The following is a 13,470-nucleotide window of genomic DNA, read 5'->3' as shown; positions in this document are numbered from 1 at the left end:
CCCGTCCGGAGGACGCACGCTTATCTCCGCGTACGGCCCCCCGTGTTTCCCTGGCCCGCATGAGAGTTCTGGTGGCCGAGGATCATCACGTGTTGGGGCGGACGATCGTGATCGGGCTGCGGCGGCAGTCGATGGCGGTGGACCTGGCGGTGTCGGGGGACGCGGCCGAGCGAATGTGCGGGGTCACGGAGTACGACGTGCTCGTGCTCGACCGGGATCTGCCGGTGCTGAGCGGGGACGAGGTGTGCCGGAGGGTGCGGAGGATGGCGGCGCCGCCGCGGATCTTGATGCTGACGGCGGCGGGCGGGGTCGAGGACAGGGTGTACGGGCTGGAGCGGCTGGGGGCGGACGACTACCTGGCCAAGCCGTTCGACTTCGCCGAACTGGTCGCGCGGATCAGGGCGTTGAGCCGCCGGGCGCTGAAGGCGCCGCCCGTCGTGGTGGCGTACGAGGGCATCACGGTGGACGCCGCGAGGCGCGAGGCGCGGATCGACGGGCGGGCGGTCGAGCTGACGCCGAAGGAGTTCGCGGTGCTGCACGCGCTGGTCGGCGCGGGCGGCGAGGCCGTCACGCAGGAGGAGTTGGTGCGGTCCGTGTGGGACGAGCACCTGGACCCGCGGACCAGCGCCGTGCGCGCCACCGTCAGCCGCCTGCGCGGCAAGCTCGGCCCGCCCGACGTGATCGTGGCGGACGCCGGAGAGGGGTACCGGCTGTGCCGCTGATCAGGCCCCCGCGCCCGCACCTGACGTTCCGCGCCCGGCTGGCCGCCGCCTTCGCCGGGCTCTTCCTCCTCTCGGGGACGGCGCTGCTGGCGTTCGTCGTGGTGCTGGCGCGCTACGGGACGACACGGCAGGTGCAGGGCATCGGGGTCAGCCGCGCCACCGGGGGACCGACGGACGCGGCGAGGTACGCCCCCACCGGCCGCACCGGACCCGTCGTACCCCACGGCGGCTCCGGCGGCACGGGCGCCATCGATGGCGCGGGCGGCACGGGCGGCACCGGCGACGGCATCTCGATCCGCGCGCTGCACTGGACCGTGGGCGCCGTGCAGGACGCGGCGCTGCACCAGATGATCCTGTGGTCGGCGATCGGCCTGGTGCTCGTGACGGTGCTGGCCGCCGCCACCGGCTGGTGGCTCGCGGGGCGGGCGCTGCGCCCGGTCGCGGCCGTGACGGACGCCGCCCGCCGGATCAGCGAGCAGAACCTGCACGAACGGCTCGCGTTGAGCGGCCCGGCCGACGAACTCCAGCGCCTGGCCGACACGTTCGACACGATGCTCGACCGGCTGGAGAAGTCCTTCGAGGGCCAGCGCCGCTTCGTGGCCAACGCCTCCCACGAACTGCGCACCCCGCTGGCCGTCCAGCGCGCCTGCCTCGAAGTCGGCCTCGCCGACCCGCTTCCCGACGGCCTCGCGGACGTGCGCGACGACCTCCTCACCGTCAACCGCGACGCCGAGCGGCTGATCGACGCGCTGCTGCTGCTCGCCCGCAGCGACCGCGGCCTCGAACGTACCGAGCAGGTCGACCTCGTACCGCTGGTGCGTCAACTGACCGGCGAGCTGCGCCACTTGGCGCAGGAGAAGGACGTCCGGCTCACCGTGACCGCCGACCGGCCGCTGTGCGTCGAGGGCGACCCGGTCCTGCTGCGGCACCTCCTGTTCAATCTGATCCGCAACGCCGTCCAGTACAACCACCCCGGCGGCGCCGTCTCCCTCGACCTCGCCGACGACACCCTCACGGTCACCAACACCGGCGATCCGGTGCCCGCCGACCGCGTGCCCGACCTCTTCGAGCCCTTCCGCCGTCTCGCCCCCGACCGCACCAGCGGCTCACCCGCGTCCGGCCACGGACTCGGCCTCGCGATCGTCCGCTCCATCGCCACCGCCCACCACGCCACGCTCACCGCCCGCCCCACCCACCCCGGCGGCCTGGCCGTCACCGTCACCTTCGCCCGCGCCGACCGTACGATCGCGGCGTGACGATCACCTACGAGTGGCGCGGCCACGTCGACAACGAAGCCCTCAACTCCCTTCACGCCGACGGCTTCGGCGGCCCGCCCGCCCGCACCGACTGGCGCGCCCGCCTCGAACGCCACAGCCTCGGCTGGGTCTGCGCCCACGACGACACCCGCCTCATCGGCTTCGTCAACGTCATCTGGGACGGCGGCGCCCACGCCTTCCTCCTGGACACCGTCGTCTCCCGGCCCCACCGCTCGAAGGGCGTCGGCGCCCACCTCGTCGCCACCGCCGCCCACCACGCCCGCGCCGCCCACTGCGAATGGCTCCACGTCGACTTCGAGCCCCACCTCCGCCCCTTCTACCTCGACACCTGCGGCTTCCGCCCCACCCCAGCGGGCCTGATCGCCCTGTGACCCGGGCCCAGTTGGGCTCGAATAGGCCCGGGGACCTCAGGTTGTTGATGTTGCCGGGTCGCTGGTGCTGGGGGTGCCGGTTTCCACGTGGGCGGCGAAGCGGCGGAGGTAGGCGGGGTCGGTGGTGGTGGTGACGGTGATGTCGTACCAGTGGTTGCCGGCCGGGACGCCCCAGGCGGGGACGGTGCGGGAGGCGCCTGCGGCCACGGTGTAGGTGTAGTGGGCGGTGGGGGCGTAGGCGTCGGTGGCGTTGAAGGTGACGGGGGCGCCGGTGGGGTTGCTGAAGACGAGGGTGACCTGGCCGGTGGCGGGGGTGTGGCGGGCGGTCACCTCGGGGCCGATGGAGCCCGCGGTGCCGGCCATGCGGCGCAGGAAGCCGTTGGGGCCGTGGACGGAGAAGTCGTAGCGGTCGGAGGCGGCGGGCATCAGCCAGGTGTCGACCAGGGATTTGCCCGCCTCGACGGTGTACGGCCAGGGGCCGTCGGAGCGGACCGCGGAGGTGACGAGGAAGGCGGCGCCCGCCGTGCCGAAGTTGCGGAAGGTGAACTGGAAGCGTCCGCCCGCGGGTTGGGTGTCGGCGGCCAGGTCGTACGGCAGCGGGCGGGCGTTGCGCAGGCCCGGTTCCTGGCGCGGGACGGCGCCGGTGGCGGGCGGGGTGGGGACGTAGTCGCCGGGGTTGTTGTGGTTCGGCGGTACGTAGCCGCCGGTGCCGGGGAGCGCGGGCGCGGCGGCGTTGCTGCGGGTGAAGTCGAAGGCGGCGGTGAGGTCGCCGCAGACCGCGCGGCGCCAGGGTGAGACGTTCGGGTTGCGCACACCGAAGCGCTTCTCGATGAACTGCACGATCGAGGTGTGGTCGAAGGTCTGCGAGCAGACCCAGCCGCCCGTGCTCCAGGGCGAGAGCACCAGCATCGGCACGCGCGGCCCGAGCCCGTACGGCCCGGCCGCGTAACCGGAGAGCCCGCCGGTGTAGAGGTCCTGGGTGACGTCGGCGGTGGACAGCCCGCGCGCGGCGGAGGCGGGCGGGAAGGGCGGCACGACGTGGTCGAAGAAGCCGTCGTTCTCGTCGTACGTGAGGAAGACGGCGGTACGGCTCCACACGTCGGGGTCGGCGGTGAGCGCGTCCAGCACCTGGGAGATGTACCAAGCGCCGTAATTGGCGGGCCAGTTGGGGTGTTCGCAGAACGCCTCGGGGGCGGCGATCCAGGAGACCTGGGGGAGTTTGCCGCCCACGACGTCGGCCCTGAGCCGGTCGAAGTAGCCGTCGCCGTTGCGGGCCGAGGTGCCGGTGCGGGCCTTGTCGTACAGGGCGCTGCCGGACTGGGCGTTGCGGTACTGGTTGAAGTACAGCAGGGAGTTGTCGCCGTAGTTGCCGATGAAGGGGTCGCTCGTCCAGCCCCAGCCGCCGCCGGAGTTCAGGCCGGTGCCGGTGTCCTGGTAGACCTTCCAGGAGACGCCCGCCCGCTCCAGGATCTCGGGGAAGGTGGTCCAGCCGTACCCGGCCTCCTCGTTGCCCAGCACCGGGCCGCCGCCCTTGCCGTCGTTGCCCGAGTAACCGGTGTACATGTAGTACCGGTTGGGGTCGGTGGAGCTGAGCATCGAGCAGTGGTAGGCGTCGCAGATGGTGAACGCGTCGGCGAGCGCGTAGTGGTACGGGATGTCCTGGCGGGTGAGGTGCGCCATCGTCGTGGTGGTCTTGGCCGGGATCCAGCGGTCGTAGTTGCCGCCGTTCCACGCCTGGTGCGTGCCGTACCAACTGTGGTCGAGGTCGCGGAGGAACTGGAGGCCGAGGTTGTCGATGTTCGGCCGGAAGGGGAGCGTCTCGTGCCCGGCGGCGTCCGCCTGGTGGAAGACGGATTTGCCGCTGGGGAGGGTGGCCGGGCGGGGGTCGCCGAAGCCGCGCACGCCGCGCAGGGTGCCGAAGTAGTGGTCGAAGGAGCGGTTCTCCTGCATCAGGACGACGATGTGCTCGACGTCCTGGAGGGTGCCGGTTCCCGCGGCGGCCGGGATCGAGGCGGCCTTGGCGATGCCGCCGGTGAGGACGGACGCGGCGGCGGTGGCTCCGGCGAGTTGCAGGAACCTTCGGCGGTCGACGTTGGGCACGGGGCTTCTCCTGACGGTCCGGTGGGGGCGGGCCGTGCTGCCGGTGGCGCTCTGGGCGTGCTCTGGCGGTGCCCCGGCAGGGCGGGTCCGGCTGCGCGGTGGTGCGTGCGGAGGGGGCATTTGCGGCATACGCGAACACGTGTGGCGTGCACATGATGGTGATCCGGGGCGGATGGTGTCAATGGGGCGCGGGGGAGTACGGGTTGACCGGCCGAGTCGTACCGCCTTGGGTGATTGACATGCCCACGGTCACTCGCGATGCTGTTGGAACGTGCTACCACCGGTGTTGACCCTTGTGCGGGAGCGGTGGAAACGGTGGGATTCAAGCGGTCAGAGCGCCAAGTTCCCCCCTCCGATGCGGTTCTGACCGGACGTCGTCCCTCGGCGGGCGCTCCACCGCCCGCCCGGCGTCGAAGCGGAGGCCCGACCATGGAACGGGACTATGAAGCTTCTGCGAAGTCTCCACAGTGCCTTGGCAGGCGGCGGCCGGGGCGGTTCGTCCGGCACCGGTCTGGGCGGCTCGTCCGGCGGCTCGTCCGACGGTGACCCGGCCGGTTCGTCCGGCAGCGGCCCGGCCGGTTCGTCCGGCACCGGCAGGGGTGCCCTGGCCGGCCCAGTGTGCGCAGCCCTCGTGGCCGTACTCGCTCTGCTGGCCGTGCTGTGTTCCGCGCCCGCCCAGGCGTCCCAGACCACCATCCACAACGCCGACCCGAGCGTGATCCGGGTCGGCAGCACGTACATCTCGGCCGAGACGTCGGGCGGCGGCATCGCCGTACGGAAGGCGTCGTCGCCCGACGCCCTCGGCGCGGCGGCCTCCCGCAAGGTCTGGTCGGACACCAAGGGCCGCGGTGAGGTGTGGGCCCCGGAGATCGTGGTGGACGGCGGCCGGTACTACATCTACTTCACCTCGGGCGCCGGAGCCGCGCACCGGATGTACGTCATCAGCTCGGCGACGGCCGACAGCGGCTACGGCGCCGAGACCCAACTGGCCCTGCCCAACGACAAATGGGCCATCGACGGGAATCTCTTCACCTTCAACGGGCAGCGCTGGTTCGTCTGGTCGGGCTGGGCGGGCGACACGAACGTCGAACAGAACCTGTACATCGTCCGGATGAGCAGCCCCACCACGCCGACCGGCGCGCGCTACATCATCTCCCAGCCGCGCGAGAGCTGGGAGCGCGTCGTCGGCAACCCGTACATCAACGAGGCGCCCGCCGCCGTCAAGGACCCCAACGGGCAGCTCCACATCGTCTATTCGGCCAACGGGAGCTGGAGCGACCAGTACTGCATGGCCGATCTGCGGCTGCGCTCCGGCGGTGACCCGACGTACGTCTGGGACTGGTACAAGTCCAACGGCTGCCTGTTCGGCGCGCACGCCGCCACCATGATGTCCGGCTGGGACCCCACCCTCTACGTCAACGGCCCCGGCTCCCACAGCTTCGTCCTCCTCAACGGCGACATCGGCACCAGCCCGCCCGCCGGCCCCCGCTTCCCCCTCATGTTCACCGCCGTCCCCAAGGGCACCCCCTACTCCTGGTCCAACCGCTACTGGTTCACCGGCACCTTCTGCTGGTGGGGCAACACCACCTACTCCCGCGCCAACGTCCCCGGCCCCACCTCCGACACCGGCTTCAGCCTGAAGTTCTTCGAATAACCCCCCGGTCCGGCGGCCCCTGGCCCCGGCCCTTCCCCCGCCTCGCTCCGACGGCGCCCATGACCGAGGGACACGTGCGAGGTGGCGTCAACGGACGAACTCGTCCGCCCCGATGCCGGAAAGCCGGCTGGCTGGGGCGGACGAGTTCTGGGGCCGAACGGCAAGCGCCGTGTCAGATCAGGCTGTTGTAGGTGTTCCAGCCGGGTCCGATCTTCGTGCGCGGCGCGAAGGTGCCGTTGCCGCGACCCTGGTAGAGCCACAGGGCGCCGGACGCGTCGCGGGCGACGAGGTCGGGCTTCCCGTCGCTGGTGAGGTCACCCGCGCCGGCCATCGCCGTGAAGGTGTTCCAGCCGGGTCCGATCTTCGTGCGCGGCGCGAAGGTGCCGTTGCCGCGACCCTGGTAGAGCCACAGCGCGCCGGACGCGTCGCGGGCGACGAGGTCGGGCTTCCCGTCGCTGGTGAGGTCACCCGCGCCGGCCATCGCCGTGAAGGTGTTCCAGCCGGGTCCGATCTTCGTACGCGGCGCGAAGGTGCCGTCGCCGCGGCCCCGGTAGAGCCACAGGGCGCCGGACGCGTCGCGGGCGACGAGGTCGGCCTTGCCGTCACCGGTCAGATCACCCGCGCCGATCAGCGCGTTGAAGATGTTCCACCCCGCCCCGACCTTCACGCGAGACGTGAACGGGCGGGCGTCCCCGCCGCCGCGGTAGTACCAGAGCACGCCGCTCGCGTCGCGGGCGACCAGGTCACCCGACCCGTGCACGGTCAGGTTCGACAGCGCCGTTATCGCTGTGTACCCCTGCCAGCCGCCACCGACGGCCACGCGCGGCTGGTACGGCCCAGCGGCCTTCCCCGTACCGTCGTAACGCCACAGCGTCCCCTGCGCGTCACGCGCGAGGAGGCGGCTGTTGGCCGGGACGGCAGACGGGCTGTCGACGTCGAAGCCGACAGTGGCTTCCGGACTGGCTGTGCCCGGGTCGGACGCCTTGAAGCGGACGTCCGTCACGACCTTCCAGGCATCGACGGACGCACCGGCCGCCAGCGCATAGGTCAGGGTGTGGTCGCCGGCGGGCAGGTCGCACGACACGGCCTCGGCCGCGTCGTTGACCGGTCCTCCGGTGTGCTCGCAGGCGCCCTGCGGCCCGCCGCTCACCGACGCGACCTTGATGTCGACCGCGGCCTTGCTCCAGTCGGGCTGACCTTCCGCCGGGCGGAACGCGACGGTGAGCCGACCAGGGCTCTCGGCGTGGACGCGCACGGTGTGTGTCGCCGTGGACGACGCCTTGAGGTCGGTGACCGTCAGGTCGAGGAAGCTCTGGGTCTGTTCGATCAGGCCGCGCGAGTACGTGGGATCGGAAGGGCCCTCCACCGGTCCCGGATACTCGCCGACCGCGAGGAACCGGCTGCCGTTGACCGGCGCGATGTCATGGAACGTGTAGGACGGATAGGTGGTATCGGTCACGGTCGCCCCGAGCCGCTTCGTCCAGGCGGTGCCGTCGTAGTGCCAGAAGACGGGGTCGGCGCGCAGCGACGAATCGTCCGAGCCGGCCGCCCACAACCCGCCGTGTCCGTCCGGCCGGAGGGCCTCGAGGAGGAACCCGGTCAGATCCCCGGTGACGTCGTGCCACGCCGAGCCGTCCCAGCGCTCGACGTGGGTGAGGGCTGGTCTGGCGCCCGGGGAATAGCCCCAGCCGGCCATGTAGACACTGTCCGGGGACACCGCGGCCACCGTTGCCATGGTGACGACCGCCGGCGCCGGCGGCTGGGGCATCAGCGTCCAGGTCGTCCCGTCCCAGTGGTACGCCACCGGGTGGCCGCCTTCCACGGGGAACTGCATTCCCGTCGCGTAGGCGTCGTTCGCGGACAGGGCGTCGATGCCGCGGATGTCCACGCCGGCCGGGAGAGCGAAGGTCTGCCAGGCACCGTCGCTGTAGGTGTAAAGAGCGTTGCCGCCCTTGAAAAGCCTGCCGGGGACGGCCTTGATCGGCACCTCGATCCAGGCCCGGTCGAAAGCACCGGCGGTCGGTACGACCTCCCAGCGCGTCCCGTCGAAGTGGACCAGATGCTGCGTCCCGGCGGAGAAGGTCGGCTTGGAACCGTAGGCCCACACGTCGTCCGCCGATGCCGCGCTGACCGCCGACCACGAGTCGACCTGCGGCAGTGCGGGGTCCGTGACCGCGGACCACGCCTGCCCGTCCCAGCGCATGAGAACGCCGTTGCCGTCACTCCCCCTGCCGGACGCCCAGGCATGGTCGGCATCCACCGACGTCACCGAATGCAGTGAACCCGCGGCGGTCGCTCCGGACAGCGTTGTTTTCCAACCCGGTGTCGATACGTGGTGCGTCGCGGGTCCTGTGTCGGCCGCGGCCGTCTGCTCCGAGCCCACCAGCGCGGTGAGCAGGGCGAGCCCCACGGTGCTCGCCACGGCGAGTCGCCCGGCATGTCTGAGCGTGCGCTTCCTTTTCATGACGCGTCCCCTCCCTCCGGCAACGCCCCCCTTGCACGGGGCCGTCGCGTTCTCCTCATGTCCTCCGCAGCGGGACCTGGCGCGTTGCGCGCGGGCACGGCGCAGCCGTTCGCGGCGCGTTCGCGCGTCCTTGGCCTGAAGTCCCCTCCGTACGCGGCTCGTCCGGGCGCCCGTGGGCTCGGCACGCATGCCGACTTTTGGGGCCCGCCCAGCCGCGGGATTGGCCAGGCGTATCCGCCCGTGCCCGTGACCGCCCCCTGCGGTGCCGGGTAGTTTGCCACATCCGTCTCAGGAGTTGCCGAGCGGAGTCGGCTTGACCGGCGGTATTCGCGGAGGCCGTCGTGGGCCCGGACGCCGCTCGGCCCGACGTCGCGGGATCGGGGTGCTGGCGGGGGCGGGGGGAGGGGGATGGCGTACGGGGTGCGCCCCTGCCCCCGGCGGTTGTCCGAACGTACGGTTTGAGCAGGTGAGGGCTTTGACGCAGCACCCCCATGGGCGGAATCCGGCGAGCGGCGCGCTGGGCGCGTACGAGCTGGGCGGGTACGAACGGCACGCGGACGCGCTGTTCTCGCTGGCGCTGTCGCTGTGCCGCGATCCGGAGCGGGCGGTCGACGCGGTGGCGGCGGCGGTGGCGCTGTCGTATCGGGGTGCCGGCGCCCGTGGCGACCTGGGAGCTGCGGTCGGTTCTGCGCCGTGCCGCCGACCTCCCGGCCGGGCGCACGGTGTGACGTCGGGGGGCCCGCGGACGCCCGGGAGGTAGGGTGGAAGGAGCGTCCCTGCCCCTGGCGCAGTCGGTTGAGTGCGATGCCGCCACCGGGGCCGCGGATCTCCCGCGGACCACCTCGCCGTGACGGGCGGAACCCACAACCGCTGAACGGATGACCGTTCACCCTTACGCGAACGCGATGACCGCGTGACCGGTCTCCGTCCGTCGTTCCTTCCGCGCTCGGGGAATCGAGGCCATGTGAGGCCGTATGCGGTGGTGCCCGATGGCGGCTGAGCGCCTGGCGGAGGCACTGCGTCTGCTCCAGGACGGCCAGGGGTCGCCCGCGGTGGCCGTGGCGGGCGCCGCGGCCCTTGAGGTGGACGGCGTCGCCGTCTCGCTGGGGAACGAGCCGGGCAGGACCGAGGTGCTGTGGTGTTCCGACGACGTGTCGCGCGGCTTCGAAGACCTCCAGCTCACACTGGGGCAGGGCCCGGGACCCGACTGCATGGTGAGCGGTACGACGGTACGGGTGCCGGATCTGGCCCGCGTCCGGCACGACCGCTGGCCCGAGCTGGTCATGGAGGCGCCCGGCCTGGCGGCGCGCGCGGTCTTCTGCTTCCCGCTGCGCATGGGCGGGATCGGACTCGGGGTGCTGACCGCGGTGCGGCGCGCGCCGGGGCCGTTGACCGGCGGGCAGAGCGCCGACGCGGCGATCCTGGCCGCCGCCCTGACCAGGTATTTCCTGGCGGGTGCCGGTCGGGCACGCCAAGAGGCGGATCGTGTGCGGCCCCAGGACCCTGTGACCCCGCGGGGCCAAATGAACCCGCCGGACCCGATGAACCCGCCGGACCCCGCGGACCCGCCGGACCCCCTCCCCTTCCTCCATCACGCCGTGGTCCACCAGGCGACCGGCATGGTCAGCGTCCAGCTCGCCGTCCCCCTCGCCGACGCCCTGCTGCGGCTGCGGGCCCACGCGTACGGCAGCGGGCGCACCGTGACGGACGTGTCCCACGACGTCGTGGCCACCATCGCGATCCTCCAGCAGCGGACCCTCGCGCACGCCGAGGCGGAACGCGACCAGCTCCAGTACGCGCTCCACAGCCGGATCATCGTCGAACAGGCCAAGGGCATCCTCGCCGAGCGCTGGAACATGTCCCTCGACCAGGCCTTCGCCACCTTGCGCTCCTTCGCCCGAGCGCGTCAGCACAAGATCTCGCACCTGGCCCGCCTGATCACCGAGGGCGGCTTCGACACCGACGTCATCGCGCACGGCGTCAAGGAAACCAATCGCGCGGAACCGGGCGGCCCCGTGGCCGGTAGGGAGACATCCTGATGGACCAGCACGACACCCCGCACAACCCCGAGCAGCACACCGACACCCCGCACACCGAGAGTCCCGAGCACGCCGATCCGCTCCAGGCGCCCGGCACCGACGAGGAGCAGTGGCGCGTCTGGGACGGCTGGGCGCACCTGGCCGACACCGAACTGCCCACCGCCGGACGGGTGGTGGTCGTGGCCGCGCACCCCGACGACGAGGTGCTGGGGGTGGGCGGCAGCATCGCGCTGCTCGCCGCGGCCGGTGTGGCGGTCACCGTCGTGTCGGTGACCGACGGCGAACTGTCCCACGCCGACAGCACGGCCATCACGTCCCATCAGCTCGTCGGCATCCGGGCCGCGGAATTGCGCGAGGCCCTGGCCGAACTCGGCGCCGACGCACAGGACATCGTCCGGCTGAGAGTGGCGGACACCGAGGTGGCGGGCCATGAGGACGAGGTCGCCGCGGCCCTGGTGCCGCTGCTGTCCGACGCCGACCTGTGCCTGGCGCCGTGGACCGGTGACGTCCACAGCGACCACGAGGCCGCGGGCCGCGCCGCGCTGACCGCCGCCCGTAAGGCGTCGGTGCCCTGCCTGCTCTATCCCGTGTGGATGTGGCACTGGGCCCGCCCCGGCGACCCCCGCGTGCCGTGGGCGTCGGCGTCCCTCGTCCGGCTGCCGGAAGAGGTGGCCGCCCGTAAGCGGGCCGCTGTCCAGCGGTTCGTCAGCCAGGCCAGGTCGCTCGGCAGCTCGCCGGATGACGCGGCGGTCCTGCCGCCCGGCGAAATCGCCCACCACGTCCGGGACTTCGAGGTCGTGTTCACACCGGCCTGAGCACCCCAGGGCCTGGGCGTCCCGGCGCCTGAGCGCCCCAGTGCCCGGGCGTCCCGGCGCCTGAGTGTCCCGCTCCTACGCGCCCGTCCGCGGCGCGCGCGTCGGAAAGGTGCGGATGGTCTCCGTGGCCTGCGTGCCGTCGGCGATCTCGCGGGCCAGGTCGGAGAGTTTGCGGCCGTGGGCGTGGGCGTAGGACCGGAAGACGCTGAACGCCTCGTCGACGCCCAGGTGCCAGCGCTCGGCGAGGATGCCCTTGACCTGTTCGATGGTGATGCGGGCGTTGAGGGCGTACTGGAGCTGGTCGCGTTCGGCCTCGGCGTGGGCGAGCGTGCGCTGTTGGAGGATCGCGATGGTGGCGACGTCGGCGAGGGCCTGGGCGAGGGTCACGTCCTGGTCCGTCAGCGGCTCCGGGTCGGTCTGGAAGAGGCTCAGCGCGCCGATCACCCGGCCGCGCAGCCGCAGCGGCAGCGCGTTGGTGGCGACGAATCCGGTGGCCTCGGCCCCGGCGGTGAACTGGGGCCAGGCGGCGGCCACTTCGGGAGCGCCGAGGTCGACGTTGGTCCGCGGCTCGCCGTCGTGGTAGCAGTCGACGCAGGGACCCTGGTCGTGCTGGAGCGCGAACAGCTCCAGCAGCCTGGTGTGTTCGTCGGAGGCCGCGAGTACGTGCAGGACACCGTTCTCGTCGGCGAGCAGGACGCCGACGGCGGCGACGTCCAGCAGCTCCATGCAGCGCACCGACAGCTTCTGGAGGAAGTCGATCACGTCGAAGTCGTCGATCAGGAAGTCGGCCACCTCGACGAAGACCTCGGTGACTTGCTGTTCGCGGGTCGTCATGGCGTCAGTCCTTGTCTGCTGCAAGTGAAGGCGGGTTCGGATCGGGGCTCGGGCCGCGGCTCGGTTCGGTGCTCGTACCGGTGCTCTGTTCGGTGCCAGGATCGTTGCTCGTACCTGGGCTCTGACCGGGGCTCGGGTCGGGGACCATCCTCAGCCGTCTGGCCACGACGTCCCGGGCCACGTCGGTCAGGGGACGGTCGTTGCCGTACGCGTAGGCGCGCAGCCGCAGCAGCGCTTCCGCCAGCGGCACGGCGAGCTGGACGCTGACCATGCCGGTCGCCTGGTGCAGCACGGCCTGGTGCAGGGCGGGGGCGGGCAGAGCGGGGCCGGGCATACCGGGAGCGGACAGGCCGGGACGACCGGCCGACGGCGTCCACGCGTCCCCGGGGTCGAGGAAACGCCGGGTCAGCAGGCCCGCGAGGACACCCGCGTCACCGTCCTGTTCGGGGGTCAGGCGGCCGGGCGCGTCCCTGACCAGCGTCAGCACGCCCAGCGTGATCGCGCCGACGCGCAACGCGAAACAGAACACCGCCCGTACGCTGAGCGCGGGCGTCTCCCGCAGCAGGGCGGGCCAGCGGCCGGCCGGCGTGAGCCCCAGGTCGGGGACGCGTACCGCGGTGCCGCCGGCCAGGCAGTCGGGTCCCGGGCCCTGACCGACCGTGAGCTGGAGATCCTCGAAGGCGCGCGCTCCGGCACCGGAGGACCACAGGACCTCCGACGCGCCGGGCCGGCTGCCCGCGCTGATCGCGATGCCGTCCACGCCGAGCGTCTCGGCGACCTCACCGGCGACGTCCGGCCAGTCCGAGGTCTGGAGCGCCCGCAGGATCTCCGCCATGCGGTCGCTGATCACGCGGCACCGCTCGACGGCCGTCGTACGACCGGCGCCCCACGGGCAGGGGGAACCGCGTAGAGGTCGATCTCGCCCTCCCAGCAGACGGCCGCCCGGATGTCGCACCGGAACGGCATCATCGTACGCACACCCCCCACGCCTGCCCCGCGCTTCCCCGTACGCACGCCGCACACCCCGCCCCGCGCCCCGCGCGCTTCCCCGAACCCCGCCGCGGCCGGTCCACAGGCTGTGGACACCGCTGGGGAACGCCCGGCACGTCACCGCACGGGAACGTCACCGCACGGGAACGTCACCACGGCGGCACGTCACCGCTCCGGCACGTCACTACGGCGGCACGTCACCGC

The 13,470-nt window shown here is 72.4% G+C and carries 10 protein-coding genes; 6 read left to right on the top strand and 4 right to left on the bottom strand.

All coding sequences use genetic code 11. The features are described from left to right. Positions 1 to 59: 59 nt before the first annotated feature. Genes ACIO6U_RS10480 through ACIO6U_RS10470 form a run of 3 tightly spaced genes read left to right on the top strand, consistent with a single transcriptional unit; the run spans position 60 to position 2,370 of the window. Positions 60 to 722, top strand: a complete 663-nt coding sequence (locus tag ACIO6U_RS10480; RefSeq protein ID WP_401717442.1) for a response regulator transcription factor — start codon at positions 60 to 62, stop codon at positions 720 to 722. Next, positions 713 to 1,978 (top strand): sensor histidine kinase, encoded by a 1,266-nt coding sequence (locus ACIO6U_RS10475; protein WP_401717440.1) that lies wholly within the window; start codon positions 713 to 715, stop codon positions 1,976 to 1,978. Before ACIO6U_RS10480 ends, ACIO6U_RS10475 begins: the two co-directional genes overlap by 10 nt. Next, positions 1,975 to 2,370, top strand: coding sequence for a GNAT family N-acetyltransferase (locus tag ACIO6U_RS10470; RefSeq protein ID WP_355340012.1), 396 nt, complete (start codon positions 1,975 to 1,977; stop codon positions 2,368 to 2,370). The genes ACIO6U_RS10475 and ACIO6U_RS10470 overlap by 4 nt, the downstream gene beginning before the upstream one ends. 36 nt (positions 2,371 to 2,406) lie before the next feature. Here ACIO6U_RS10470 and ACIO6U_RS10465 read toward each other — a convergent pair whose 3' ends face one another. Further along, positions 2,407 to 4,470 carry a phosphocholine-specific phospholipase C gene (locus tag ACIO6U_RS10465; RefSeq protein WP_391041672.1) on the bottom strand — a complete coding sequence of 688 codons (2,064 nt, stop codon included), beginning with the start codon at positions 4,468 to 4,470 and terminating at the stop codon, positions 2,407 to 2,409. Positions 4,471 to 4,912: 442 nt separating this feature from the next. Between ACIO6U_RS10465 and ACIO6U_RS10460 the strand changes: the two genes are divergently transcribed. After that, positions 4,913 to 6,124, top strand: a complete 1,212-nt coding sequence (locus tag ACIO6U_RS10460) for a glycoside hydrolase family 43 protein (RefSeq protein ID WP_401717436.1) — start codon at positions 4,913 to 4,915, stop codon at positions 6,122 to 6,124. A 172-nt stretch (positions 6,125 to 6,296) separates the two neighbouring features. Here ACIO6U_RS10460 and ACIO6U_RS10455 read toward each other — a convergent pair whose 3' ends face one another. After that, positions 6,297 to 8,588, bottom strand: a complete 2,292-nt coding sequence (locus tag ACIO6U_RS10455) for an FG-GAP-like repeat-containing protein (protein WP_401717434.1) — start codon at positions 8,586 to 8,588, stop codon at positions 6,297 to 6,299. Between the two features lie 989 nt (positions 8,589 to 9,577). Between ACIO6U_RS10455 and ACIO6U_RS10450 the strand changes: the two genes are divergently transcribed. Then, entirely contained in the window at positions 9,578 to 10,627 is a 1,050-nt protein-coding gene (locus ACIO6U_RS10450) for an ANTAR domain-containing protein (protein ID WP_401717431.1), read from the top strand. Then, the gene (locus tag ACIO6U_RS10445; RefSeq protein WP_401717428.1) at positions 10,627 to 11,442 is read left to right on the top strand and encodes a PIG-L deacetylase family protein; all 816 of its coding nucleotides are present in this window, start codon (positions 10,627 to 10,629) and stop codon (positions 11,440 to 11,442) included. The genes ACIO6U_RS10450 and ACIO6U_RS10445 overlap by 1 nt, the downstream gene beginning before the upstream one ends. A gap of 75 nt (positions 11,443 to 11,517) precedes the next feature. Here the strand turns inward: ACIO6U_RS10445 and ACIO6U_RS10440 are convergent, their stop codons facing one another. Further along, the gene (locus ACIO6U_RS10440; RefSeq protein ID WP_355340038.1) at positions 11,518 to 12,276 is read right to left on the bottom strand and encodes a GAF and ANTAR domain-containing protein; all 759 of its coding nucleotides are present in this window, start codon (positions 12,274 to 12,276) and stop codon (positions 11,518 to 11,520) included. Positions 12,277 to 12,280: 4 nt separating this feature from the next. After that, entirely contained in the window at positions 12,281 to 13,126 is an 846-nt protein-coding gene (locus tag ACIO6U_RS10435; protein WP_401717425.1) for a GAF and ANTAR domain-containing protein, read from the bottom strand. Positions 13,127 to 13,470 lie beyond the last annotated feature (344 nt).

The organism is Streptomyces sp. NPDC087422, assembly GCF_044744145.1.
GTDB lineage: Bacteria > Actinomycetota > Actinomycetes > Streptomycetales > Streptomycetaceae > Actinacidiphila.
This window is presented reverse-complemented; position numbering and strand designations above follow the sequence as displayed.